The organism is Streptomyces sp. NPDC104371, assembly GCF_055583785.1.
Genome location: NZ_JBVJNF010000009.1, coordinates 276,672 through 302,098, shown reverse-complemented (window position 1 = coordinate 302,098; position 25,427 = coordinate 276,672). Strand labels below are relative to the sequence as shown.

The 25,427-nt window shown below is 72.7% G+C and carries 15 protein-coding genes; 4 read left to right on the top strand and 11 right to left on the bottom strand.

All coding sequences use genetic code 11. From position 1 onward, the window contains the following. Window positions 1-412: 412 nt before the first annotated feature. Window positions 413-862 (top strand): PTS sugar transporter subunit IIA, encoded by a 450-nt coding sequence (locus tag ACZ60T_RS26525; protein ID WP_469668128.1) that lies wholly within the window; start codon window positions 413-415, stop codon window positions 860-862. Window positions 863-954: 92 nt separating this feature from the next. Further along, window positions 955-2,625: a phosphoenolpyruvate--protein phosphotransferase gene (gene ptsP, locus ACZ60T_RS26520; RefSeq protein ID WP_365631346.1), complete on the top strand. Its 1,671-nt coding sequence runs from the start codon at window positions 955-957 to the stop codon at window positions 2,623-2,625. Between the two features lie 92 nt (window positions 2,626-2,717). Here the strand turns inward: ptsP and ACZ60T_RS26515 are convergent, their stop codons facing one another. After that, the gene (locus tag ACZ60T_RS26515; protein WP_365631344.1) at window positions 2,718-3,641 is read right to left on the bottom strand and encodes a hypothetical protein; all 924 of its coding nucleotides are present in this window, start codon (window positions 3,639-3,641) and stop codon (window positions 2,718-2,720) included. A 109-nt stretch (window positions 3,642-3,750) separates the two neighbouring features. Next, window positions 3,751-5,718 carry an acetoacetate--CoA ligase gene (locus tag ACZ60T_RS26510; RefSeq protein WP_365631342.1) on the bottom strand — a complete coding sequence of 656 codons (1,968 nt, stop codon included), beginning with the start codon at window positions 5,716-5,718 and terminating at the stop codon, window positions 3,751-3,753. Between the two features lie 211 nt (window positions 5,719-5,929). Between ACZ60T_RS26510 and ACZ60T_RS26505 the strand changes: the two genes are divergently transcribed. After that, the gene (locus ACZ60T_RS26505; protein ID WP_469668127.1) at window positions 5,930-8,296 is read left to right on the top strand and encodes a glycoside hydrolase family 31 protein; all 2,367 of its coding nucleotides are present in this window, start codon (window positions 5,930-5,932) and stop codon (window positions 8,294-8,296) included. A 145-nt stretch (window positions 8,297-8,441) separates the two neighbouring features. On the opposite strand, the gene ACZ60T_RS26500 is transcribed toward ACZ60T_RS26505, so the two are convergent. The 6 genes from ACZ60T_RS26500 to ACZ60T_RS26475 all read right to left on the bottom strand — a co-directional run bounded on the left by ACZ60T_RS26500 (window position 8,442) and on the right by ACZ60T_RS26475 (window position 17,191). Then, entirely contained in the window at window positions 8,442-8,978 is a 537-nt protein-coding gene (locus tag ACZ60T_RS26500; protein ID WP_365631338.1) for an NUDIX domain-containing protein, read from the bottom strand. 34 nt (window positions 8,979-9,012) lie between these two features. Continuing rightward, window positions 9,013-9,822 carry a M15 family metallopeptidase gene (locus tag ACZ60T_RS26495; RefSeq protein WP_469668126.1) on the bottom strand — a complete coding sequence of 270 codons (810 nt, stop codon included), beginning with the start codon at window positions 9,820-9,822 and terminating at the stop codon, window positions 9,013-9,015. A gap of 14 nt (window positions 9,823-9,836) precedes the next feature. Then, window positions 9,837-13,421 (bottom strand): hydantoinase B/oxoprolinase family protein, encoded by a 3,585-nt coding sequence (locus ACZ60T_RS26490; protein WP_469668125.1) that lies wholly within the window; start codon window positions 13,419-13,421, stop codon window positions 9,837-9,839. Window positions 13,422-13,520: 99 nt separating this feature from the next. After that, window positions 13,521-13,916, bottom strand: coding sequence for a DUF742 domain-containing protein (locus tag ACZ60T_RS26485; protein WP_365631332.1), 396 nt, complete (start codon window positions 13,914-13,916; stop codon window positions 13,521-13,523). 9 nt (window positions 13,917-13,925) lie between these two features. Further along, a complete protein-coding gene (locus tag ACZ60T_RS26480) occupies window positions 13,926-14,366 on the bottom strand; it encodes a roadblock/LC7 domain-containing protein (protein ID WP_365631330.1) in 441 nt (146 codons plus the stop codon). Then, a complete protein-coding gene (locus ACZ60T_RS26475) occupies window positions 14,363-17,191 on the bottom strand; it encodes a nitrate- and nitrite sensing domain-containing protein (protein WP_469668124.1) in 2,829 nt (942 codons plus the stop codon). Before ACZ60T_RS26475 ends, ACZ60T_RS26480 begins: the two co-directional genes overlap by 4 nt. A 299-nt stretch (window positions 17,192-17,490) precedes the next feature. On the opposite strand from ACZ60T_RS26475, the gene ACZ60T_RS26470 reads away from it, so the two are divergent. Beyond that, window positions 17,491-18,051 (top strand): hypothetical protein, encoded by a 561-nt coding sequence (locus tag ACZ60T_RS26470; RefSeq protein WP_469668122.1) that lies wholly within the window; start codon window positions 17,491-17,493, stop codon window positions 18,049-18,051. A 122-nt stretch (window positions 18,052-18,173) separates the two neighbouring features. Here ACZ60T_RS26470 and ACZ60T_RS26465 read toward each other — a convergent pair whose 3' ends face one another. From ACZ60T_RS26465 to ACZ60T_RS26455, 3 genes are all read right to left on the bottom strand, one after another. After that, window positions 18,174-22,745, bottom strand: coding sequence for a coiled-coil domain-containing protein (locus ACZ60T_RS26465; protein WP_469668121.1), 4,572 nt, complete (start codon window positions 22,743-22,745; stop codon window positions 18,174-18,176). 127 nt (window positions 22,746-22,872) lie between these two features. Then, complete coding sequence (locus ACZ60T_RS26460; RefSeq protein ID WP_365631322.1) at window positions 22,873-23,748, bottom strand: hypothetical protein; 876 nt, start codon at window positions 23,746-23,748, stop codon at window positions 22,873-22,875. 127 nt (window positions 23,749-23,875) lie between these two features. Beyond that, window positions 23,876-25,402, bottom strand: coding sequence for a hypothetical protein (locus ACZ60T_RS26455; RefSeq protein WP_469668120.1), 1,527 nt, complete (start codon window positions 25,400-25,402; stop codon window positions 23,876-23,878). Window positions 25,403-25,427: the final 25 nt, after the last annotated feature.

Genomic DNA, 25,427 nt, shown 5'->3' with positions numbered 1-25,427 from the left:
CTTTCCCTTCGGTGTTTCCGACTCTATCAGATCTTTCCGATCCGATTTCCTCGGTGCTTTCCAGGTTCTCGCTCTCGCGTTTCCCTTTCCGGCGGCTCCGACTTTATCAGTATTTTCCCGCCTCTCTGACCACCGTTCCGCAGGCATGCGGAACGACCTCTAAGAGAGGGACTGACGAGTTGGATGCTGCCCGGCCGGGACGCTCGATCGCGCCGCTCAGCCCCAGGCAGGGGTACGACAGTACACGGGGTGCGGAGCCCACGCAAACCAGTTGAGCCCTCTCCTCGGGCCGCCAACCCCTACGTCTTATAAGGAACCGGCACTTCATCTGACATACGCTGCATGCACAGTGCGCCGTCCGGGACACACAGTGACGGCCGCCCGGTTGAACTCCACCGTCGGGAGGCTTCCCATGACCACCGTGACGTCCCCTGTCACAGGACGCGTGATCGGACTGGCCGCCGTGCCGGACCCCGTCTTCTCGGGAGCGATGGTCGGGCCGGGTACCGCGGTCGACCCCGTGCGCGAGCCCTCGGAGGCCGTCTCCCCCGTCGACGGGGTTCTCGTCTCGCTCCATCCGCACGCGTTCGTCGTCGTGGACGCCGAAGGTCACGGTGTGCTGACACACCTGGGCATCGACACCGTGCAACTCAACGGTGAGGGCTTCGAGGTACTGGTCCACAAGGGCGACACCGTGACGCGCGGTCAGGCGGTCGTGCGCTGGGACCCGGCCGCCGTGGAGCGGGCCGGAAGATCTCCGGTGTGCCCGGTGGTAGCGCTCGAGGCCACGGCCGATTCCCTGTCCGGTCTGCTCGAGGACGGCGAAGTGACCACGGGCGCCCAGCTCTTCGCCTGGCAGTGACGCCGACGCCGTACCGAGGCACACCGTACTGAGACACGACGCAGACAACCATCGCGGTGGCGGACCCGCCGCGTGATTCGGAGACGGGTGAGATGGAGACAACGCTGCGAGGCGTCGGGGTGAGTCACGGCCTTGCGATCGGCGAGGTTCGGCATATGGGGACGGCGGTGCTCGAACCGCCGGCCAAGCAGATTCCGACGGACGACGCGGAACGCGAACAGGGGCGCGCGCGCCAGGCCGTCGAAGCGGTGGCCGCCGATCTCGTCGCGCGCGGCAACCTGGCGGGGGGCGAGGCCCAGGCCGTGCTGGAAGCCCAGGCCCTGATGGCGCAGGACCCCGAGCTGATGGCGGACGTGGAGCGCCGTATCGCCGTCGGGAGCACGGCGGAGCGGGCGGTGTACGACGCCTTCGCCGCGTACCGCGAACTGCTGGCCGCCGCCGGAGAGTACCTCGCCGGTCGCGTGGCCGACCTCGACGACGTGCGGAACCGTATCGTCGCCCGGCTGCTGGGCGTGCCGATGCCGGGTGTCCCGGACAGCGACGAGCCGTACGTCCTCGTCGCCCGTGATCTCGCGCCTGCCGACACGGCTCTGCTGGATCCGACCCTGGTCCTCGGGTTCGTCACCGAGGAGGGTGGGCCCACCAGTCACAGCGCGATCCTGGCTCGGGCGCTCGGTGTCCCCGCGGTGGTGGCGCTCGCGGGTGCCGGAGAGCTCACCGAGGGCACGGTGATCGCCGTCGACGGCAGTACCGGTGAGGTCTTCGTGAACCCGAGCACCGAGAAGAAGGCGCAGTTGTCGGCGGCGGCCGTCGAGCGCAAGGCCGCTCTGGCGGCGTCGACCGGGCCGGGGGCCACCGCCGACGGTCACAAGGTGCCGTTGCTGGCGAACATCGGCGGCCCCGCGGATGTGCCCGCCGCCGTCGAGGCCGGGGCCGAGGGCGTCGGTCTGTTCCGTACGGAGTTCCTCTTCCTGGACGACGACCGGAAGGCGCCGTCCCGGGAGAAGCAGGTCGAGGCGTACCGGCAGGTGCTCGAGGCCTTCCCGGAGGGCCGTGTCGTGGTGCGGGTGCTGGACGCGGGTGCGGACAAACCGCTGGACTTCCTGACTCCGGCGGACGAGCCGAACCCGGCGCTCGGCGTGCGCGGTCTGCGGACGCTGCTCGACCACCCCGAGGTGCTGCGTACGCAGTTGACCGCGCTCGCGCAGGCCGCGGCGGGGCTGCCGGTCTACCTGGAGGTCATGGCGCCGATGGTCGCCGACCGCACCGACGCGAAGGCGTTCGCGGACGCCTGCCGTGAGGCCGGGCTGCACGCGAAGTTCGGCGCCATGGTGGAGATCCCGTCCGCCGCGTTGCGCGCGCGCTCGATTCTCCAGGAGGTCGAGTTCCTGTCGCTGGGGACCAACGACCTCGCGCAGTACGCGTTCGCCGCCGACCGTCAGGTGGGCGCGCTCTCGCGGCTTCAGGATCCGTGGCAGCCCGCGCTGCTCGACCTGGTCGCGCTGTCCGCGGACGCGGCGAAGGCCGAGGGCAAGAGCTGCGGGGTCTGCGGTGAGGCCGCGTCGGATCCGCTGCTCGCATGTGTGCTGACCGGTCTGGGTGTCACCTCCCTGTCCATGGGTGCGGCGTCGCTTCCCTATGTCCGGGGGACGCTGGCGAAGTACACGCTGGCGCAGTGCGAGCGTGCCGCGGCGGCGGCGCGGGCCGCCGACTCCGCCGACGGGGCGCGCCGGGCGGCGCAGGCGGTGCTGTCCGGCGAGTAGCCGCATGGCTTCGATGGGCGCGGGGCGCTCCACCTGCGGGTGGGGCGCCCCGCGTGTGTTCGGGCGCCTGTCGGTTGTTCAGTGGGTTGGGATCATGCGTGCCTCGGTGGGTCCGGCTCGTCCGTGCCATGGGTATGGCTCGCCGGTCCTTCGTCTCCGAGGTCGGGTGGTGCGCAGTAGTCGACGTTGGACTCGGGTGAGATGAGATCGCCGGATTCGACGTCGGTGCAGTAGGCGTCGAAGACCTCTCCCGCGCTGAGGGGTTCGAGACGTTCCGCGCGCAGGCGCCAGCCGTAGACGCGGTCCGCCGTGCCCGGTGCGATGGTGCGCATGACGAGTCCGCCTGCGCAGCGGGTGGCGATGCCGAGGGCGAGGACAGTGGTGAACTCGAGGGCCTGGGTCTGGTCGAGCTGGGTCGTGCCGTCAGGGTCCCCGTCGGCGTGCAGCGCCGCGACGAGGGACTCGGGTGTGGTCGAGACGCTGCATACGAGGTGGTGGTGGCCGGGGCTCGCGGTGTCGAGGATGCGGCCGAGGAGTCGGGTCGCTCGGGCGAAGGCGGCGTGTCCGATGTCCTCGCCGCAGGCGGCGCAGGGGCCGAGGTGGGCGAGCACGGTGGTCGCGTACTGCCAAGTGGCCTGTCGTACGGCCTCGTCGACCAGGTCCGGGACGAGTTCGTCCAGGGGTCGGCCGTCGTAGGGGACGGTGGGTCCCAGGGCGGCCAGTTCCGCTGTGAAGCGGCTGCGGCTGGCGGGGTCGTCGGGTTCCAGGCCGCTGTCGGCGCAGAAGTCCGCGTACTCCTGTGGGTCGAAGAGGGCGACCGTGGTGTGACTGCCCTGCTCGGCAAGGCTCTTGAGCAGGGCTTCCACTTGTCGGAGATAGGTCGTGTGGTCGTCGAAGGCGAAGGTGCGGTAGCGCCGCATCGTGGTGAAGTCGTCTTCGTCGGTCAGCAGACCGATGATTCCCGCGACTTCGCGGCGCAGGACGCGTCGCACGGTGTCGTGCTCGGTGTACGGCATGGTTCCCCCTACATGCGGTCGATCAATGCTCACTCACAGTAACGGGAGGCACTGACAACGCCGGTCGGCCGCGGTGGCGAGGGGGCTGGTGGGGTGCCCGCGGGGCGGGTCACTCCCGTTTGCGGGCGAGATCCTCGAAGAAGTGGAGGAGGTCGAGGTTGTCGATGGAGCCCGGGTTCACGGCCTTGTCCATGGGGGTGCCCTGGAGGAGGCGTTTGACCGGGACCTCGATCCGCTTGCCCGTGAGGGTGTGCGGGACGCCCGGGACCTCGATGACCTCGTCGGGGACGTGCCGGGGCGAGAGCTGTTCGCGGATGGTCTGTTTGATGCGGTTCAGGAGGGTCTCGTCGAGGACGGCTCCGGGGGCCAGGTGGACGAAGAGGGGCATCCAGTAGCCGCCGTCGGGCTGTTCCACGCCGATGACGAGGGATTCCTTGATCTCGGGGAGGCGCTCGACGGCTTCGTAGATGTCGGCCGAACCCATGCGGACGCCCTGGCGGTTGAGGGTGGAGTCCGAGCGGCCGTGGATGATCACGGAGCCGCGGGAGGTCAGGGTGATCCAGTCCCCGTGGCGCCACACTCCGGGATACATGTCGAAGTAGCTGTCGTGGTAGCGGCTGCCGTCGGGGTCGTTCCAGAAGCGGATCGGCATGGAGGGCATCGGGTTGGTGACGACCAGTTCGCCGACCTCGTCGATCAGGGGGTTGCCGCTGGGGTCCCAGGATCGGAGGTCGGTGCCCAGGCTGGGCGCCTGGAGTTCACCGATGTACACCGGGAGGGTCGGTACGGCTCCCGCGAAACAGGAGCACACGTCCGTGCCGCCGCTGACGGAGGCGATCCACAGGTCCTCGCCGACCTCGTCGTGCAGCCAGGCGAAGCCGTCCGGCGGCAGCGGCGAGCCCGTCGTCGCCACGCAGCGCACGCGCGCGAGGTCGTAGTCGCGCGCCGGGTGCACGCCCGCCTTGCGGCAGGCCATGACATACGCGGCGGACGTGCCGTAGAGGGTGGCGCCGGTGCGTGCGGCGATGCTCCACTGGGCGCCGGTGTCGGGGTACCCGGGGCTGCCGTCGTACAGGACGATCGTGGTGCCGGTCAGCAGGCCGGAGACGAGGAAGTTCCACATCATCCAGCCGGTGGAGGTGTACCAGAAGAAGCGGTCCTCGGGGCCGAGGTCGCAGTGCAGGCCGAGCTGCTTGAGGTGCTCGACGAGGATGCCGCCCTGGGACTGGACGATGGCCTTGGGCAGTCCGGTCGTCCCCGAGGAGTACAGCACCCACAGCGGGTGGTCGAAGGGGACCTGCTCGAAGACCGGCTCGACGTCCGCCGAGGTCAGCGCCGCCCAGTCCAGGGCCCCTTCGGGGGCGTCGGTGCCGAGCAGCGGGATGTGGACGACGGCGCGCAGGGTGGGCAGTTCGCGGCGCAGTTCGGTGACGACGTCGCGGCGGTCGTGCTCCTTGCCGCCGTAGCGGTAGCCGTCGACCGTGAACAGGACGACGGGTTCGACCTGCTGGAAGCGGTCCAGGACGCTGCGGGCGCCGAAGTCGGGGGCGCAGGAGGTCCACACCCCGCCGACGGCGGCGGTGGCGAGGAGGGCGACGACGGCCTGCGGGATGTTGGGGAGGTAGCCGCTGACGCGGTCTCCGGGACGGACGCCGAGGGCGCGCAGCTCGGCGGCGAGGGAGCCGACCTGGCGGCGCAGTTCGGACCAGGTGACCGGGCGGGGCTCGTGGGTCTCGTCGACGGCCAGGAGGGCGGGCTCGTCCGCGCGGGTGTCGGCCGCGCGCAGGGCGTGTTCGGCGTAGTTCAGGGTCGCGCCGGGGAACCAGGTGGCGCCGGGCATGGCGCGGCTGCCGAGCACGCGCGTGTACGGCGTGGAGAACCGTACGTCGAACCACTCCGTGACGGCCTTCCAGAACGTGTCCAGCTCGTCCACGGACCAGCGGTGCAGGGCGGCGTAGCCGCCTTCGCGGGGGGCTCCGTGGTGGTCGGCCGCCCAGGCCTGGAACCTGGTGATCTGTGCCCGCGCGACGCGGTCGGCGTCGGGCTGCCAGAGCGGCATGGGGTTCGCTGCGGTCATGGGGCGGCTCCCGGACTGTACGCGTGGTGGGCGTGGTCCGCGCACGGCTGAGGTGTGCGCGTCACGCGGCTGACAGGGACGATGCCATGTGATCGACTTCTGCACCAGGGTGCGCCACACATAGTTGGCCTCATGACGATGTGCTCCTGCCCTGGGTGAACGGCAGTTGAACGATGCCGCCGTACCGGGATGTCCATGGCAAGGTGAGCGAATGGACGGTCGTGACCTGGTGCGTTCGGTGAAGGCGGTCGGTTCGGGGGGTGCCGTGCGGGGCTTGCGCACGGTACGGGCCGCGTGGCGCAGGAGACGCGCCGACGCGGCCGGACTGCCGCGGCGGGGGGCGGAACGGGCCCGGGTGCCCGGCGCCCTGCAAGAGGTGCGGCCCGAGCCCGGCGGCGGTGTCGTCCGCTTCGCCCGGTCCGAGCTGCGGATCGCGGTCACCGTGAACGGGGCCGTGTTCTGGGGCTGGGACGGGGCCGGACCGCAGCCGTCGTACGCGCTCGTCGGCCATGGCCCCGAGCCGGACCGGCGGGTGGCGCTGGAGCCGGACACGGACGGGGGCTGGCGGGTCGTGGCGAAGCGCGTCACGGTCACGGTGTCGCGGCAGGGCGCGATCGAGGTGCGTACGCCGGGCGGAGTGACGCTGCGCCGGGACCTGCCGCCCCGCTGGTGGGAACCGGTGGACGGGGGTGCCGCGCGCTGGATGCAGCGGTCCGAAGTGGCGCCGGACGCACGGTTCTTCGGGCTCGGCGGGCGGGCCGCGGGACCGCGGCTGGCCGAGGGGAGCTACCGGTTGTGGAACACGGACCCCGGCCGTCCCTTCGTGCCCGGCGACGACCCGCTGTACCTCACCATGCCGGTGCAGTTGGTGGTCGCCGACGCGGGCACGCACCTGGTGTTCCACGACACGCCGTGGGACGGCACGGTGGCCCTGCGCGAGGGCGAGGAGGGTGCGGGGTCCGGGCACGACCGGGCGGGGAGCTGCGAACTGCGGATGGACGGCGGGCCGCTGCGGTGCTGGGTGATGGTGGGCACCCCCGCGCGCGTGCTGCGCGTCTGGGCGTCGCTGACCGGCGCGCCCGCGCTGCCGCCGGCCTGGGCGCTGGGGCACCATCACGCGCGCTGGGGCTTCGGCAGCGAGGCGGAGGTGCGGCGGATCGTGGCGGGCTACCGGGAGCGCGGGCTTGTGCTGGACGCCGTCCATCTGGACATCGACCACTACGACGGTCACCGGGTGTTCACGGTCGACCGGGACCGCTTCCCGGACCTGCCGGGGCTCGCCGAGGAGCTGCGGCGGGACGGGATCCGGCTGGTGTCGATCGTCGACCCCGCGGTCAAGGCCGAGCCGGGCGACCCGGTGTACGACAGCGGCGCGGCCGAGGACGCGTTCGTACGGGACGCGTCGGGCCGGGTGGTCCAAGGGGTCGTATGGCCCGGGGAGTCCGTCTACCCGGACTTCACACACGCGCGCGTGAGGCGGTGGTGGGGCGGGCACTACGAGGATCGCCTCGCGCAGGGCTTCGCCGGGTTCTGGCACGACATGAACGAACCGGTGTCGTTCACGGCCTTCGGGGAGAACACCCTGCCCCGCTCGGCCCGGCACGCGCTGGAAGGGCGCGGCGGCGACCATCGCGAGGCCCACAACGTGTACGCGCTGTGCATGGCCCAGGCCGCGTACGAAAGCCTGCGCGTACTCGCTCCGCAGGAGCGGCCGTTCCTCTTCTCGCGGTCCGGGTGGGCGGGCATGCAGCGCTACGGGGGCACCTGGTCCGGGGATGTGGCCACCGGGTGGCCCGGGTTGCGCGCTTCGCTGTCGCTGGTGATGGGGCTCGGGCTGTGCGGAGTGCCGTACTCCGGCCCTGATGTGGGCGGCTTCGACGGGAGCCCGTCGCCGGAGCTGTATCTGCGCTGGTTCCAACTCGCCTCGTACCTGCCGCTGTTCCGTACGCACGCGAGTCTGCGGGCCGGGCGCCGGGAGCCCTGGGAGTTCGGCGACGAGGTCCTCGCGCACGCGCGCGAGGCGCTCATGCGACGGCGGCGGCTGCTGCCGTACTTCGTCACGCTGGCGCATGTGGCGCGCCGCACGGGTGCGCCCTATGTGCGGCCCCTGTGGTGGGACACGCCCCGGGACCGGACGCTGCGGGACTGCGGGGACGCGTTCCTGCTCGGCGACAATCTCCTGGTGGCGCCGGTGCTGGAGCCCGGCGCGACCCGGCGGACGGTGCCGCTGCCGAGGGGGCGCTGGTACGACACGGTGACCGAGGAGGCGTTCCAGGGGCCCGGCAGGGTGGTGGTCGACGCGCCGTTGTCACGGATTCCGGTGCTCGCGCGCGCGGGCGCCGTTCTGCCCCTGCAAGGGGCGGACGGGGGTCTTGAGCTGGAGGCCTGGGCGCCTGCGCCGGGACGGTCCGGGGGCGGGGTGGTGGCGCGGGAAACGGGTGGCGGCTGGGCGGAGCCGGAGGTCGAGCGGTATGTGAGCCGGTGGAAGGGCCACGGCGTGGTCGTCCGGTGGGACGGGGACGAGGACCGCGGCGAGGTCCCGCATCCGGTCCACGTCCGGGGGCTCAGCCAGGGGTGACGCGACGCCAGGGGGACGCTGCGGCGAGGGGCGGGTGCAGTGCCGGGCGGGACGCGCGCGCGTGTGTGCCGCGCTGGAAGGTGTTGGCCTGCTCGTCCGGGCCGTGGGCGGGACGCGCGCGTGTGCTGCCGTCCCGCCCGGTGGCTCACCCGTACCGGCCCTCGAACCAGCTCCGCACCGCACGCGTGTGCAGCGGGAAGGCCAGGTCGGCCGGTCGGCGCAGCAACTGCCAGCCCTCCGTCTCGTCCGTGCCGACGGACGGCGGCAGGTCGGCGGCGGCGCGTTCGGGCAGGAGCCCGAACAGCAGCAGGTAGCCGTCGGCCGAACTCATCGCGTCCGCCAGCCGCACCTCACGGCCGGCCGCTTCGATACCGGTCTCCTCCTTCAACTCGCGTACGACGGCGTGCCGCCAGTCCTCGCGCTGTTCGATGAACCCTCCCGGCAGCGCGATGCCCCCGCGCGCGGGAGGGATGGTGCGGGTGATGACGACCAGGGCCGCGCCCCCGGTGTCGTACACGGGCTGGAGGGCCACCGCGACGGGCAGGGGGTTGCGGTAGGCCACCGTGCCGCAGGAGGCGCAGGTGCGCGGCCAGCCGGAGACGCCCTCTCCGTAGGGCGCTCCGCAGCTCGAACAGTGGGAGTCCGCCGCGAAGTCGGCGGAAGGGAACGGGGATTCGGACACGGGGCGGACTGTAGCCGATGGCGGCGAGGGCGGCTCAGTGGCCGGGGGCGAGCGACGCGCGGGAGACCGGGAAGTCGAAGTAGGTGTCGGGGTACGGCTCCGGCTTGAAGGTGTAGTGCCACCATTCCTCGGCGAGGTTGACGAATCCGAGGTTCTCCAGCGTGCTCTTCAGGAGTTGCCGGTTGGCGCGCCGCGCGCCGGTGATCCGCGGGTCGTCGGTGTGGGCCAGGGTGTCGAAGCAGTCGAAGCCCGTCCCCATGTCGACGGAGTTGTCGGGGAAGCGCTCGTCCTGGGGCGCGTAGCAGGGCACGAGCGGCTGGTTCGGGACGTACGGGTGGGTCGGCCGGGCCGGGAGCCGTACGATCGTCAGATCCATGGTGGAGCCGCGGCTGTGTCCGGACTGCTCCGCGATGTAACCGTCGGCGAACAGGCGGGTCTTGTCGACCTGCGGATAGAACTCGGCCTTCATCTTCTGGTCGTTGAGGTCCTTCGCCCAGCGTACGAAGTGGTCGACGGCGCGCTGCGGCCGGTAGCAGTCGTACACCTTGAGCGTGTAGCCCTGGCGCAGCAGTTGCGTCTGCGCCTTGTGGAGGGCTTCGGCGGCCGGGCGCGTGAGGATGCACAGGGGCTGGCGGTAGCCGTCGACGCGTTGTCCGACGAAATTGTGCGGGGTGAAGTAGCGGATCTCCTCGACGATGGTCGGGTCCACGGATCTGAGGGCCACGAAGTCCGCGGGTGCCTTGGGTTCGGGGGCGGCCTGGGCGGTGGCGGAGGCGGACGCGACGGACAGGAGGGCGGCGAGCGCGGTGACGATGCCGCGTACCGCGACGGAGAGTCGTGTCATGTCCCCTGCATCTATCAGTCGGGGAGGGGTTCCGGGAAGGGTGCCCCGTACCCGCCGCCGCCCGGGGTCTCGACCACCAGGACGTCACCGGGGCCGACGTCCGTCGTGTCGCTGCCCTTGAGGGGCACCACGGTTCCGTCGGCGCGCTCGACGCGGTTCGCGCCGAGGGCGCCGGGCTCGCCGCCCGCCATGCCGTAGGGCGGGACCCTGCGGTGCTGGGAGAGCGTGGAGATCGTCATGGGCTCCTGGAAGCGGATGCGGCGCACGGCGCCGTCCCCGCCGCGCCAGCGGCCCGCGCCGCCGCTGCCGGGCCGTACCGCGAACTCCTCGAGCACGACCGGCAGTCTGCCTTCGAGGACCTCGGGGTCGGTCAGGCGCGAGTTGGTCATGTGGGTCTGCACGACGGGGGCTCCCGGGAAGCCGTCGCCCGCGCCGGAACCGGAGGCCACGGTCTCGTAGTACTGGTACCGGTCGTTGCCGAAGGTCACGTTGTTCATGGTGCCGGAGCCCTCGGCCTGCACCCCGAGGGCGGCGTACAGGGCGCCGGTGACGGCCTGGGACGTCTCGACGTTGCCCGCGACGACGGCGGCCGGCGGCTCGGGCGCGAGCATCGAGCCGGGCGGCACGATGATGTCCAGGGGGCGCAGACAGCCGTCGTTGAGCGGGATGTCGTCGGCGACGAGGGTGCGGAAGACGTACAGGACGGCGGCGTTGACGACCGAGCGGGGCGCGTTGAAGTTCGTGGCCGACTGCGGGGAGGTGCCGGTGAAGTCGATGGTCGCGGAGCGGTTGTCGCGGTCCACGCGTACGCGTACGCGGATGACGGCGCCGGAGTCGGTCTCGTAGGCGTACTCACCGTCGTCCAGGGCGTCGATGACGCGGCGGACGGCGTCCTCCGCGTTGTCCTGGACATGCTTCATATAGGCCTGGACGACATCGAGTCCGAAGGTGTCGATCATGCGGCCGACCTCGTCGACGCCCTTCTGGTTGGCCGCGATCTGGGCGCGCAGGTCGGCGAGGTTGGTCTTCGGGTTGCGCGAGGGGTGACGCGCCCCGGTGAGCAGGCGCGATGTCTCCTCCTCGCGGAAGCGGCCCTGTTCGGTCAGGAGCCAGTTGTCGAAGAGGACGCCCTCCTCCTCGATCGTGCGGCTGTGCGCGGGCATGGACCCGGGCGCGATGCCGCCGATCTCCGCGTGGTGGCCGCGGGAGGCGACATAGAACAGGATCCGCTCGCCCTCGGGGTCGAAGACGGGGGTGATGACGGTGACGTCGGGCAGATGGGTGCCGCCGTGGTACGGGTCGTTGACGGCGTAGCTGTCGCCGGGGCGCATGGCGCCCGCACGCCGCCGGATCACCTCCTTGACGCTGGTGCCCATCGAGCCCAGATGGACCGGGATGTGGGGGGCGTTGGCGACGAGATCGCCCTCGGGGTCGAAGAGGGCGCAGGAGAAGTCCAGCCGCTCCTTGATGTTGACGGACTGGGCGGTGGACTCCAGGCGCGCGCCCATCTGTTCGGCGATGGACATGAAGAGGTTGTTGAAGACCTCGAGAAGAACCGGGTCGACTTGTGTAGCGAGACGGGAACTCTCCGTAATCGCCGTGCGTTCCATGACCAGATGCCCCTCGGCGCTCGCCGCGGCCCGCCAGCCGTCGTCGACGACGGTCGTCGCGCCGGCCTCGGTGATGATCGCGGGGCCGGTGACGGCTTCGCCGGGAGGCAGATGCTCCCGGCGGTGCAGGGGTACGTCGCGCCAGGCGCCGCCCGTGTGGAGGCGGACAGTCTCGGGAGCGGCGCGGTGGCCTTCGTACGGGGCGAGGGCGGAGAGATCGGGGGGTGTGGTGAGGCCGGTGGCTTCCACGGAGAGGGCTTCGACGACGATCGGGCGGTCGAGGGTGAAGGAGTACGTGGCGCGATGACGTTCTTCGAAGGCGTGCCGCATCGTGTCGGGGTCGGTCAGCTCGACGACGAGGGCGGTGTCCGTGCCGTCGTAGCGCAACTGCGCCCGCCGGGTGGTCCGGATCCGCTCCTTCGGCACGTCCTCGGCGAGGAGTTCGGCGCGGGCGGCGCCCTCCAGGTCCGCGGCGGTCCGCAGGATCGCGGGCATCGAGGCGTGCTCCAGCGGTTCCTCCACCGACTGCTCGCGCATGGCCGTGGTGTCGGCGAGGCCGATCCCGAGCGCGGAGAGCACTCCGGCCATGGGGGGTACGAGGACGGTGCGGATGCCCAGGGAGTCCGCGACGCGGCACGCGTGCTGGCCGCCCGCTCCCCCGAAGGTGGTGAGGGCGTAGCGGGTCACGTCGTGGCCCTGCTGGACGGAGATCCGCTTGACGGCATGGGCGATGTTGGCGACGGCGATCTGGAGGTATCCCTCGGCGACCTGTTCGGGGGTGCGCCGGTCGCCGGTGTGCTCGTGGATCTCGCGCGCCAGCGCGGCGAAGCGGTCGCGCACCAGCGCGTCGTCGAGCGGCTGGTCTCCGTCCGGGCCGAACACCCGCGGGAAGTGGGCGCTTTGGATGCGGCCGAGCATGACGTTGGCGTCGGTGACGGTGAGCGGGCCGCCGCCCCGGTAGCAGGCGGGTCCCGGGTCCGCGCCCGCCGAGTCCGGCCCTACGCGGTAGCGGGAGCCGTCGAAGTGCAGGACCGAGCCGCCGCCCGCCGCGACGGTGTGGATGTCGAGCATGGGCGCGCGCAGCCGCACACCGGCGAGTCGAGTGGTGAAGACGCGTTCGTACTCACCGGCGAAGTGCGAGACGTCGGTGGACGTGCCGCCCATGTCGAAGCCGATCACGCGGTCGAAGCCCGCGAGTTGCGACATCCGGGCCATGCCGACGATGCCGCCCGCGGGTCCGGACAGGACGGCGTCCTTGCCGCGGAACTGTCCGGCCTCGGTGAGACCGCCGTTGGACTGCATGAACATCAGCCGCACGCCCGCGAGTTCGTCGGCGACGTGCTGGACGTAACGGCGCAGGACGGGCGAGAGGTAGGCGTCGACGACGGCGGTGTCACCGCGCGGGACCAGCTTCATCAGGGGGCTGACCTCGCTGGAGAGCGAGATCTGCGGGAAGCCGATACGGGCGGCGAGTTCACCGACGGCCCGCTCGTGGGCGGGGTGCAGATGGCTGTGCATACAGACCACGGCGAGGGCGCGGATCCCGTCGTCGTAGGCCTCCTGGAGCGGCCCGGCGAGGGCGTCGAGGTCGGGGGCGCGCAGCACGGTGCCGTCGGCGGCGAGGCGTTCGTCGACCTCGACGACCCGCTCGTACAGCAGCTCGGGCAGTTCGATCGCGCGGGCGAAGATGGCGGGGCGGTTCTGGTAGGCGATGCGCAGGGCGTCGCGGAAGCCGCGGGTGATGACGAGGAGGGTGCGTTCGCCCTTGCGTTCCAGGAGGGCGTTGGTGGCGACGGTGGTGCCCATGCGGACGACGTCGACGGGTCCGTCGTCGAGGAGCGCGCGGACGCCCGCGACGGCCGCGTCCGCGTAGCGGTGGGGGTTGTCCGACAGCAGCTTGTGGGTGAGTACGCGCCCGTCGGGGCGGCGTGCCACGACATCGGTGAAGGTGCCGCCGCGGTCGACCCAGAACTGCCAGCCCGTGGTCACGTCCGTGTCTCCGATCGCGCTGTTCGCAATGGTGTTCGCGGCAGATCAGGAGCCGCGTTGCGGCTTGTCGGTGCTCGGTCCGAGCATATCGGGGGTGGCTCACAGGGCGCGCAGGCCGTCGATGACCTCGCGCAGGACGCTCTCGTCCACCAGTTCGGCAGGGGGCACGGGGCGCGTCACGCGCACCAGTTCCCGGTCCACGAGATCGCCGAGGAGCACGCGCACCACGCCGACCGGCAGATCGAGTTCGGCGGCGAGTTCGGCGACCGACTGCGGGGTGTCCCGGGACAGTTCGACGATGGCCATGTGTTCCGGGGACAGCGCCGGGTCCGTCTCGGGCAGGCCCGTGCGCGGCTCCGAGAAGACCACCGCGATCAGGTCGAGGCGGTGCTGGGCCGCGTGCCGGGTACGGCCGCGCGTCATGGCGTACGGACGGACCACCGGCCCGGCCTCGTCGTCGAACCACTGACTGCTTCCCTGACCGTCTCCGCTCATGCCGTCCCACTACCCGCCCGAGGGCAGATCGGTGCGTGGCGCGGACCCCAGATGCGCTCCGACGCGCTTGACCAGGAGCGTCATCTCGTAGGCGACCTGGCCGACGTCGGGGTCGGCGTCGGCCAGGACGGCGAGACAGCCGCCGTCCCCCGCGGCGGTGACGAAGAGGAAGGCCTCGTCGAGTTCGACGAGGGTCTGGCGGACGCCCCCGGCCTCGAAGTGCCGGCCGACCCCCTTGGCGAGGCTGTGGAAGCCGGAGGCGACGGCCGCGAGGTGCTCGCTGTCCTCCCGGGACAGCTCGCTGGAGACGCCGGTGGGCAGGCCGTCGCCGGAGAGCACGAGTGCCTTGCGGATACCGGCGACGCGTGCCACCAGGTCGTCGAGCAGCCAGTTCAGCTCTCGCGATGGCGTGCTGGTCGCGGTGGGCCCTGCGGCCTTCGGTGCGGTCATCGACCGTCCCCCTTCGTCGTTCCTGGTGCTGGGTCGTCCTGGGCCTCGTCGCCCGCGGCGTTCTCCTCGCGGCCCCGCCGCCAGCCCCGCTGGAGCGAGGCGAAACGGCTGCGGACCTCATCGGCGTCGCGTTCGGCGAGTCCCTCGGCGGGCGCGGTGCGGGACTGCTCGTCGTCGCGCCGGGCGGGGTCTTCCTTCAACTGCGGGGCGAGGCTGGCCTGCCGCACACGGCGGGGCAGCTCGTCCGGGCCCGGATCCGCCGGTCCGGTCCGCGGGACACGGCGCGGTGCGGTCCGGTCCGGGTCGGCCGGGGGCGGGGTGCGGCGCCGCCGCGGCAGAGCGGGAGGGCGCGAGCTGTCTCCTCGCTCGGCGTCCTTGGAAGCCTGCTCCGGGCGGCCGGAGGACCGGTCGGCGTCCCGACGCCGCGTCATGTTCCGCTCGCGCGGACCTGGTTCGCCGTCGACGCCCGGTTCGGCTTCCGGTGCGGCTTCCTTCACAGGGCGGCCGTGGGAGCTGACCAGCTTGGGGGTCCGGCGGCGGGGCAGCGGGACCGGGGCATCCGGATCGCCGTCGGGGCGGGCCGTCTCGCGCCGCCGGTCGCGCGGCTGCCGGTGCGGCTCGTCCGGGACCTTGACGAGGGACGGGCGGGGGCGGAGCAGTCCACCGCGGTCGCTGTGCCGCTCCCCCATGCCACCCATGTCACCCACGGGGTCCGTGTCAAAGGCGTCCACGTCGAGAGCGGCCGGGAAGCCGTCGAGCGCGTCCTGGCCGACCGGCGCCTCCAGCTCCACCGGCCCGTCCAGGAACGAGGCCGCGGCACCGGGGCGCCTGCCGGGCCGCGGGGACCGCGCCGCCGTGCGCTCCTCCCCGGTCCCGGCCTCGGTGCCGGACGGAACGCGGTCGAGACGGAAGCCGATGCCGTTGGTGTCGGGGACGTCGTCGGTGAGCAGTGCGTCGGGGATGAAGACGACGGCCGTGGTGCCGCCGTACGGGGACGGCTGGAGGGAGACACGGACGTTCTGCCGTCGGGCGAGCCGGCTGACCACGAAGAGGCCGAGCCGGTCGGTGTCGGAGAGTTCGAACTCAGGGGTCTCGGCGAGCCGCAGATTGGCGTCCAGCAGCGCCTCGGCCGCCATACCGAGGCCGCGGTCGTGGATCTCCAGGGTGAAGCCCTTGGCGACGCGCTCACCGACGACCTGCACGGCGGTGTGCGGCGGGGAGAACACCGTGGCGTTCTCCAGGAGTTCGGCCACCAGGTGGGTGAGGTCGGCGACCGCGGATCCGGTGACGGCGACCCGGGGCAGCCGCCGTACCTCGATGCGCTCGTAGTCCTCGACCTCGGCGACGGCGGCCCGCACCACGTCCATGAGCTGGATGGGCTTGCGCCACTGCCGGGAGGGGGCCGCGCCGGAGAGGATGACCAGCCCCTCGGCGTGGCGGCGCATGCGCGTGGTGAGGTGGTCGAGACGGAACAGGTCGGCGAGTTCGTCGGTGTCCTCGGTCCTGCGCTCCATGGCGTCGAGCAGGGTGAGCTGCTTGTGCAGCAGGACCTGGCTGCGGCGGGCGAGGTTGACGAAGACCTCGGAGACCCCGGCGCGCAGTTCGGCCTGTTTGACGGCGGCCTCGACGGCGGCGCGCTGAAGGGTGTTGAGGGCCTGGCCGACCTCGCCGATCTCGTTCTTGTCGTACGTCAGGCGCGGCACCTCGGTCTCGACGTCGATCTGTTCGCCCGCCGAGAGGCGGCGCATCACGCTGGGCAGCCGCACTCCGGACGCCTCGTGGGCCTCCAGACGCAGCCCGCGCAGATCGCGGATGAGGCCGCGGCCGACACGGACGGAGAGGATCAGTGAGACCAGCAGGGCGACGAGGCCGAGGACGCCCGCGATGACCGCCTTGACGATGACGTTGCCGGCGCGGGGGCGGACCCGGTCGTGGTAGCGGTCGTCCACCTGGGCGCTCATCTTGTCGAGCCGGGCCAGGACCTGCCCGGCGGCCGTGTCCCAGCTCTTGGCGGTCACGCCGTGCGGGGCGCCGGGGGCGGCGTCGATGACGGTCCGTTCGGCCACGCGTAAGGGCGCGGTACCGGCGTCCTTCCAGTAGTGCTCGAAGCGCGCGCTCTCCGAGGTGGGCAGCATCGGCAGGCCGACGTCGTACAGCACGGTGCGCTGAGCGGCGAGGTCGGAGACGCCGTGGATGTCGTCGCGGGTCAGCCGGCCGGCGACGAGCGCGGAGCCGAGCAGGGCGTCCTCGCGGGAGAGCAGTTCACGGGCGCGGGAGACGGTGACGAGCGCCCGGCCCTGCTTGTCCATCTCCACGTTGTCGAGGACACGCAGATTGGTCAGAAGCATGAAGCAGGGGTCGACCAGGCGGTTGTAGAGGTCGAGGGCCTGGGCGCGGTCGACGGTGCCGTCCTCGACGCTGCGGCGCAGCGTCCCGATGCCGTCGAGGGCGTCCAGGATCGAGGTGAGGCGCCCGGTGGTGCCCTCGCCCATGTCGTCGTGCAGGTCCCCGTCCCTGCTGTTCTCGCGGAGCGTGGCCACGGCCTCGTCGGTGGCGGCGCGGCTGCGGTGCAGCGCGACGAGGGCGTCGGAGGCACGCGGGTCGGCGAGGTAGACCAGGGACTGGCGGCGTTCCTGCTGGAGTACGCGGACGGTGTCCTCGGTGGGGTAGCCGACCTTCTCGACGATGCGGGAGACGGTGAACAGCGACTGCGCCGCACGGCCGGTGAGCAGCGTCGCGAAGGCCCAGATGGAGGTCAGGGACAGCAGCGGCACGAGAAGCAGCGCCACGATCTTCCGGCGGATGGACTTCCCGCGAAAGCGCATGGCCTCCCCCAGCTCGCCCCTCCGATGTGACGGGGGGTACACATGTTCGTCAGCAAACGGCGTGAGCCTACTACCGACTCATAGGGATCTCGAAGGGGGCGAACTGGCCCGTCGCCGCTTGAACGCCCAACGGGACATGGGGAGTTGTCACGTCATTACGGGAGATCACCGCCGCGGAACCGCCCTGCCGCGGGGGACGGCTCCCGGTGGGGGTCCGGGGCCGGTTGGCCGGAATTCCTCCCTCGGCCGAGATCTTCCTTTCGATGGGAATCTTCATGGAACGCCGATCGTCTACCTCTATGAGAAGGGGGCGGAATCGGCCACAGGCGCCGCATGCCGCGCCCAGGCGGCGTAAAGCGGAGCAAGCCGGGCAATCACTGGGGGCCGGTGTCGATCGACACCGGGACGAGCGGTCTGCGGGCGGTGGGGAGGACGAGTTGATGAGCAAGGCGCGCCACGAGGCGGCGTACCGCCGTCCGTTGTGGGTCGAGGAGCCCGCGCGCCGACGGCGGCTGCCGGATCCGGTGCGTACGGCCGCGGTGCGGGCGGTGCTCCTCATCTCGGTGACGCTGATCCAGGCGATGGTCGCCTTCCTGTGCACGTTGGCCGAGTCCTGGCTCGCCTTCCCCATGGTGCTGAGCAGCGTGGCCAGTACGGTCGCGGCGACCTGGGGCGCGCTCGACGTCTGGGTGACACGCCAGGTGTGGAACCAGCGCCATGGAGTGGTGTCGGCCCCGAGCAGCACGGCCCGTGCGCTGCGCCGCGAGCGCCGTACGGCCCGTCGGCAGGCGCGGGCCGCCGCGCGGGCCCAGAAGCGCATACCCGGGCAGGGCGGCGCGGGGCAGTTGTCACACCCGTGAGGCCCGCGGTCACGGGACCGTAGCCGCGTCCATGAGGCCCTCGGTCACGCGGCAGTTGCCGCATCCGTGAGGCCGCGGTCACGGGGCGGGCCGTCCGCACCCGTGACCGCGTACACCGCCCGTCACACGGCGTCCGCCGTCGGCCGCTTGAACATCCGGGTCGCGGTGATCTCGCTGTGCACCGTCTCTCCGGCCTGCGGCTGCTGCGGCAGCCCCGGCCTCAGATGTTCCTCGACCCGGATGTACTTCAGTCCGGCCCGCAGGTCCGCGTCGTTGCGCAACCGGATGACCAGCGGGAACTCCGCGAGCGCGGTCGTGTCGAACAGGCCCGTGGTGTACAGGAGCTGGACGCCGAGCGCATCCGAGACGGCCCGCTGGAGCTCCAGCAGATACGTCGCGTTGGCGCGCCCGATGGGGTTGTCCAGGAACAGCGTGCCCGCGTGGCGGTGCTTGTCGCGGCCCCGGTCGTTGGAGCGCAGCGCGGCCATCGTGCAGTAGAGCGCGATCGCGGCGGTGAGCAACTGACCGCCCGAGAACACGTCTCCCATCTGCCCGACCGGCACGCGCTCGGCGCGCAGCACGGCGTCCGGCTTGAGGATCTCCACGGCGACGCCCTTGGGCTGGAGCGCCGCGCCGACGCCCCGGAGCAGGAGGGACATTCCGTCGCGCCTGAGGTCGGAGTTCTTCTTCACGGCCGCGCGGGTCGCCTCGTCGATGACCTCGCCGAGCCGTTCGGTGAGCGTGGCCTGGTCGGGCTCCTCGAAGCGGATGCGCAGGAACTCCTGCCCGGACCACTCGCCGAGCCCTTCGGGGAGGCGGGAGAGCCGCTGCGCCGACCGCAGGGTGGCCAGGGCCGACTCGACCAGTCCCCGCAGCCGGTCCACGATCGAGTCGCGGTTGCGTTCGAGCTGCGCGAGTTCGTCGGTGAGGACCCGGAGCCGGGGCGCGAAGGCCTCCGCCCACTTCTGCGCGTGCTCCGGCAGCGCGGACGCCGGCAGTTCACGGATCTGCTGCCGCGCGGGCGTACGGACCTGCTCGTACCGCGTGGAGTTGGCGTGCCGTACGAGCACGTCGCTCGCCTCGCGCACGCCTCCCTCGGCGGCGGACAGCTCGGCGGCGCACCCGCGCAGCGACCGGCGGGCCTCGGCGGCGGAGCGCCGGGCCTCGTCGAGCGTGCCGGGGTAGGGCTCGGACTCCTCCTGCTCCTCCTCCACGGCCTGCTCGCGCAGCAGATCGCGGAGCATCGCGGCGACCTCGTCGAAGCCGCTCGCGGCGTCCTCGGCGGCCCGGTGGGCGGCGAGGAGTTCGGCGTGGGCCTCGCGAGCCCGGCCGAGCGCCTCGGTGCGGGTGGCCAGTTCACCGGTGGCCGTGCGCAGCAGCGCCTGGGCGTGCTCGGTGTCGCGCGGGAGAAGCTCCTCGGGCAGGTCGGTGTGCGCCTCGCCGTTCTCGGGCGCGTGCCGCTCGGCTTCGCCGCGCAGGCGCCCGAGTTGCTCGCTCGCCGTGGACATACGGGTCTCCAGGAGCTGCACCAACTCCTCGGCGCGTGCGGCGGCGGCCTGCCGGGAGGGGCCGTCGGAGCCGTCCGGGGAGGTCAGGAGCTGCTCGGCGCGCGTACGGACCTTGTTGCTGAGCCGGTCCAGTTCGGCGAGCGCGGCGGACTCGTCGCTCTCGGCCCGCGCCTGTTCGGCCCGCAGATCGGCGCCGACGCCGACCTTCTCGTACACCTGGGAGGCGGCCCGGTAGGCCTCGCGAAGGGCGGGCAGGGACGCCTTCGACGCGTGGGCGCCGTCCTCGGGTACGTCGTCCGGGGCGCCCGCGATCTCGGCGCGTTCGGCGCGCAGCGAGCGGGCCGTGCGGCGCGCGTCGTCGGCGGCGCGCTGGGCGGCGCGCCGGTCCTCGTCGGCGACGCGTGCGCGCTCGAGGCAGGTCTGGGCGCGGGCCTCCGCCTCGACCGCCTCGTCGGCGAGTTCGCGCACCGTGACCTGCCAGCCCGCGCGTTCCCGCAGCCGGAAGGCGAGTCCGGAGAGCGCGTCGGCGGCGCGCCGGGCCTTCTGCGCGGCCTCCTGGCGCTCGTCGCGGAGCTGCGCGGCCTCGGCGGCGGCTTCCTCGGCCTCGGCCCGGAGGCCGCGTGCCTCGGCCAGTTCGGCCTCGGTCTCCTCGGCGAAGGCGCGCGCTTCCTCGGCGGCCGTGGCGAGTTCGGTGAGCCGGCCGGCCGGGCAACCGGTGCGCCAGGACGCCAGCCGGGCCGCGAGTTCGCGGTCCTTGCCGAGCCGGGCCGCGAGCGTGCGGATCTCCTCGTCCCGGTCGGTGGCCCGCGCGCGCAGCGTCTGGCGTTCCTCGTCGGCGGCGAGTTCGTCGTGCATGGCCGGGTTCGGCGGTACGAGGAAGACGCCGCTGTCCTCGTCCCGGGCCGGGGTGGGGGCGAGCAGCGCGGCGGCCGTACCGACGGCGACGGCGGAGCGCGGCAGCAGCGCGGCGTCGCCGAGCGCCTCGCGGGCGCGGGCGTGCGAGTCCGGGTCCGTGATGATCACGCCGTCGACCAGCTCGGGCCGGGCGGCCAGCACGCGCGCGTGGTCGACGGGGTCGACGGACTGTGCGAGGTAGCGCCAGCCGGGCAGCGCCGGGATGCCGTGCTCGCCGAGGAACTCGACGGTCGCCAGGACGTCCGGACCCGGCGGCAGCAGCCCGCCGTCGCCGAGGGCGCCCAGGATGCGCGCGTCGTCGGCGGCGGCGGTCCGCAGCTCGAAGAGCTGCCGTTCGGCGGAGGAGACGGAGGTGTCGAGCAGTTCGCGCAACTCGTCGGCGAAGCCGTCCAGTTGCTCCGCGCCGAGCGGGCCCTCGCCCGCCGCGGCGGACAGGCCCAGCAGTTCGGCCAGCCGCTCCTCGGCCGCGAGCGCCTGCGCCGTGCGGCGTTCCGCCTCGTACGACCGCTCGGCGGCCGTGGCCGCGTCGGCCGCGCGGGCCGCGGTCAGCTCCGCGCGGGCCTCGGTGGACGCCGCCTCGCGCGCGTGCTCGGTCGCCCGGCGGGACGCCTCGCGCGCGGTGTCCCAGGCGGCGACGGCCGTCTTCTCGGCGTCGCTCGCGGCGAGCGCGGCCCGTGCCGGGTCGGCGTCGGGCGCGCTGTCGTCCAGCCAGCCCGCCCGTACGGCCTCGGCGGTCTCCTGCTCGACCTCGCTCAGGCGCTGGCGCAGATGCCCGGCCTCGCTGCGCGCGCGCTGTGCCTGGGTGGCGGCGGCGGTCGAGTCCCGGTAGGCGCCCTCGCCGACCTCCTGGAGCGCGGCGGAGCGCTCCTCCTCCTCGTTGGCGAGCGTCTCGGCGCTCTCGGCGGCCGTGTGCAGCGCCCGTACGAGATCAACGGCGGCCTTGGCGCGAGCGGCGAGCGCGGGCGCGGCGTCCCGCTCGGCCTCGCGGATCGCGGCGGCCACGCGCGCGGAGCGGTCGGCGGCGGCACGGTGGCGCAGCACAGCCTCCGCCGCCTGCCACGCGCTGAACAACTGGCGGGCGTCGGCCAGTTCACGCTTCTGCGCGGTGGCGGCCTTCTCCGCGCCGGTGAGCGCCAACGAGGCGTGCCGGTAGGCGAGTTCGGCGGCGACCAGGGCGCTGCGCGCGCGGGCGCCCTCGGCGTGGGTGACGGCGTACGCGGCGGCGGTCACGCGCTGGGCCAGGTCGGCGGCCCGTACCCGCTCCCGCACGCCCCGCGCGGACAGCCGCCGGGCCAGGGTGCGGGTGCGCCGTTCGGCGCCCGCGTGGACGTCCCGGGCCCGCGACCGCGTCTCGGCGGCCTCGACGATGCGGCCGAGCAGGTCCACCGAGCCCGCGGTGAAGTCGCGTTCGGCCATCAGCTCGGCGCGCCGCCCCAGCTTGTTGCCGAACCCGCTGACCAGGTCGGCGAGTCCGTCGGTGTCGCGGGTGTCGGTGACGGCGCGCAGCAGCAGGTCGGTGAAGTCGGAGTCCTTCTTGACCGCGAAGAGGCCCGCGGCCTCACCCTCGTCGGCGTTCATCTCCCGCTGGTAGCGGAAGAGTTCGGGGTCGAGGCCGAGGTCCGTCAGATGCTCGTTCCAGCGGTCGTGGATCTCCTCCCAGTGCACCTCCAGATGCGGGTACGTCCGGCCCGCCTCCGTGAGGGCGTCCCGGAAGCCCTTCATCGTGCGGCGCCTGCCCTGCGCCCCGGACGCGCCCTCGACGGGCGGCCGTACGGCGGTGGACTCGGCGACCGGGAGGTTGTCGAGGCTGAGGCCGGGGCCCGGCCGGAAGGAGTACCAGGCCTCGGCGAACTTCCGCGGGTCGTTGGAGACCTGGCGTCCGCGCCACTCGCTGGCCTTGCCGACGACGACGCACTCGCCGGTCAGGGTGTGCTGCCACTCCAGCGCCACATGCCCGCAGTCGTCGGCGAGCAGGAACTTGCGCAGCACACCGGAGCTGGCGCCGCCGAGCGTGTTGCGGTGGCCGGGCAGCATCACCGAGAAGATCAGCTTGAGCAGGACGGACTTGCCGCCGCCGTTCTCCAGGAAGAGCACACCGGCGGGCGCGGGGCGGCGGGGCGGCCCGGCGGGCTCCTGCTCGAAGAACTCCGCCTGGACGGGCGCGGGGTCGGGCACCGGATCACCCACACCCCGCAGGTCCAGCACGGTGTCGGCATAGCGCGCACCGGCCGGGCCGATGGAGTAGAGGCGGACCCGGGACAACTCGTACATGGCGGCGGACTCTCGTCGTGATTCGTGCTGGGGTGGGCAAACGTAAGGGCAGGCGGGGACGTCAGGGGACGTTCACGGATGGTCGCGGCTGTCCGCGACCGTTGGGGCTCCGGGAACGTCGGGGACGTCAGGAGTGGAACGGCAGTCCGGCGTCGGCCACCAGTTCCAGGTCGTCGGTGTCCTCGGCGGGCAGCAGGGTCGCCGTGCCGTCGGTGACCGGGACGACGCCGAGGTCGAGCAGCTCGGTCATGGCGGCGCCGGCCGCCATGTCGCGTACCTGAAGCTGGTAGCGGGCGGTCGTGCGGTAGGTGCCGCCGTGGTCGTCGCCCGTGCGCTGCAGGAACCCGGAGTCGGTGAGGAAGGCGACGGCCTTGCCGACGATGCCGGTGGTCGAACCCGCCAGTCGGCGCGCGTCCTTGGTGGCCCCGGTCGCGGTGCGCCGGGCCCAGATCCGCCAGGCGGCCTCCAGGCCGGGCGCGTCGCTCACCGGGTCGGTGTTCTCGCCCTGTTCCCCGGCCCGCTCCTCCAGGCGGCGGCAGGCCTGGCGTACGAAGGCGTCGACGCCGTTGACCGTGACACGCCCGATGTAGCCGTCGTCGGCGAGGTCCTCGGGGCGCGGGAACGCCAGGGCGGCGACGGCGAGATGGGCCAGTCCGTGCAGGAAGCGGTCCGCGGAGTCGGCCGCGGTACGACGCGCGTAGTCGCCCATGCGGACGGCGAACACGGAGTCCTCGGCCGCGGTCACGGCCATACCGGCGCGCGGGGACACCTCGAGGACGATCAGGCCGAGCCCGGTGGCGACGGCGTCGACGAGCCGCGCGAACGGCGGGTCCTCGCGGTAGCGGCGCAGCAGGTCGGCGTACTCCTGGTCGCGCGCGGGCTGGAGCTTCGGCTGGAGCCCGAAGGCGACGAGCCGCGCCGCGTCGGCGGTGTCGGCGGGGGTGACGGCGGCACTGGCCGGCGCGGCGGTCTCCGGCTCGCTCGGGTCGACGTGCTCGGTCACGGTGGGGGCTCCTTGGTGCGCTGGTACTCGTTCTCGGCTCATGTGGGCTGCGTCCGGGCCCGTCGTGCTCAAGTGGGCTGCGTCCGGGCCCGGCATGCTCAAGTGGCTTCTGTCCGGGCCGTCTCGCTCATGTGGCTTCCGTCCGGGCCGCGGCCATGCCCGCCGCGTCCAGCAGGGCCGTCCCGACGACGAGGTCCGCGCCGCCGAACTCGGGGTCGTCCAGCTCGGTGCCGTCGTCCACGGCGAACAGGAGCTTCTCCTCGCCCTGCCGGTAGGCCGTGCCGACCGGGGGGCTGGCCGCGTGCACGGCCAGCAGCGCCACCAGATACGGCAGCTCGGGGTCCGTTTTGCGGGCCTCGGCCAGCAGTCCGGACAGCCGCCGGGGCGCGTCCGCCGGGAGGTCCAGCAACTGCGTCGCGGCGGCGAGTTGCTCCTCGCTGAACCGGCTGTCGTCCGGCGTGGCGATCAGATCCGGCTCGGGCATCTCGGCGCCGAGGTGCTCGCGCTCCACGGGCGGCGTCAGCAGCAGGTCGACCAGGTCGCCCACGCGTACGGACACGGGCGTGCGCAGCCCCGTCCCGTGCGCGAAGAAGGCGTCCGTGACACGTATCGCCTGTTCCAGCGGCAGCGGCAGGACGGGCGCGACGAGATGCCCGTAGAGGTCCGTGCCCGAGGTCGTCATCGGGGTGGCGAACGCCTGCCGGTCCTGTTCGGCGCGGAAGAGCGGGCCCGCCTCCAGGAGCCGCGACTGGAGCTGGGTGTGGCGGCGGATGCAGTCCTTGACGATGTCGACGAGCTCGGCGGCGCGCCGCTTCTGCTCGGGGTCCTCCGACTCGTCGCGGGCCTTGCGGATGTTGGTGAGGATCGCGTTCTCATGGCGGTAGCGGTCGGCGACGTGCTCGAGGGCCTCGGCGATCATGTCCGGGACCGCCTTCAGCCAGTCCACCGCGCGGACGTTGCGCCGGGTCGCCTCCAGGGCCCGGCGCAGCGACTCGGAGTACTGCACGGTGCGGTAGCGCGCCTGCTCGGCGGCGAGTTGGGCGTCGGCAAGGCGCCCGCGGCTGATCAGCACGTCCAGCTTGACCTCGGCGGCGATCTGGGCGCTGGTGACATCCGTGTCGAGGGCGCCGACGAGGACGTTGACCGCCTCGTCGGTCGTACGGAGGTAGACGAGGCCGCCGTAGCCCGGCACCTCTTCGATCAGCTTGAAGTCGTAATCGCGGCGGACGTAGGTGCCGTCGGAGGCGAACGTACCGTACACGGCCCGGAAGCCGCGGTCGGCGCTGCCGACGTTGATCAGGTTCTCCAGCACCCAGCGGGCCACCCGCTCGTGCTCGGGGGCCGGGCGGCCGGGGGCCTGGGCGGCGACGCGCGGGACGAGGCGGGCGACGATCTGCTCGTGGTCCGCGCCGGTGTCGAAGTCCATGTTCAGCGTGACGAGGTCGATGGCGGCGAGGGCGACCTCCGCCATCCCGTACACCGAGTACTCACCCGCGAGGTTCGCCTTGCGCGCGTCCAGGTCGTGGATCGGCGCGGTGCAGGCGAGCGCGCGCAGCCGCCGCGCCAGCCCTTCGTCGGCGGCCGGGCCCGCGGCGGGGCGCGGCCCCGCGCTGAGCTGGGGCGGAACAGGATCCGTCGGTGCAGGCGAAGTCACGTGCACAGATTAGGTCCTCGGTCCG

What these genes read in the sequence shown, in the direction of transcription:
- ACZ60T_RS26525 (WP_469668128.1), top strand. Translation starts at nt 413, where the DNA reads ATGACCACCGTGACGTCCCCTGTCACAGGACGCGTGATCGGACTGGCC.
- ptsP (WP_365631346.1), top strand. Translation starts at nt 955, where the DNA reads ATGGAGACAACGCTGCGAGGCGTCGGGGTGAGTCACGGCCTTGCGATC.
- ACZ60T_RS26515 (WP_365631344.1), bottom strand. Translation starts at nt 3,641, where the DNA reads ATGCCGTACACCGAGCACGACACCGTGCGACGCGTCCTGCGCCGCGAA.
- ACZ60T_RS26510 (WP_365631342.1), bottom strand. Translation starts at nt 5,718, where the DNA reads ATGACCGCAGCGAACCCCATGCCGCTCTGGCAGCCCGACGCCGACCGC.
- ACZ60T_RS26505 (WP_469668127.1), top strand. Translation starts at nt 5,930, where the DNA reads ATGGACGGTCGTGACCTGGTGCGTTCGGTGAAGGCGGTCGGTTCGGGG.
- ACZ60T_RS26495 (WP_469668126.1), bottom strand. Translation starts at nt 9,822, where the DNA reads ATGACACGACTCTCCGTCGCGGTACGCGGCATCGTCACCGCGCTCGCC.
- ACZ60T_RS26485 (WP_365631332.1), bottom strand. Translation starts at nt 13,916, where the DNA reads ATGAGCGGAGACGGTCAGGGAAGCAGTCAGTGGTTCGACGACGAGGCC.
- ACZ60T_RS26480 (WP_365631330.1), bottom strand. Translation starts at nt 14,366, where the DNA reads ATGACCGCACCGAAGGCCGCAGGGCCCACCGCGACCAGCACGCCATCG.
- ACZ60T_RS26475 (WP_469668124.1), bottom strand. Translation starts at nt 17,191, where the DNA reads ATGCGCTTTCGCGGGAAGTCCATCCGCCGGAAGATCGTGGCGCTGCTT.
- ACZ60T_RS26470 (WP_469668122.1), top strand. Translation starts at nt 17,491, where the DNA reads ATGAGAAGGGGGCGGAATCGGCCACAGGCGCCGCATGCCGCGCCCAGG.
- ACZ60T_RS26465 (WP_469668121.1), bottom strand. Translation starts at nt 22,745, where the DNA reads ATGTACGAGTTGTCCCGGGTCCGCCTCTACTCCATCGGCCCGGCCGGT.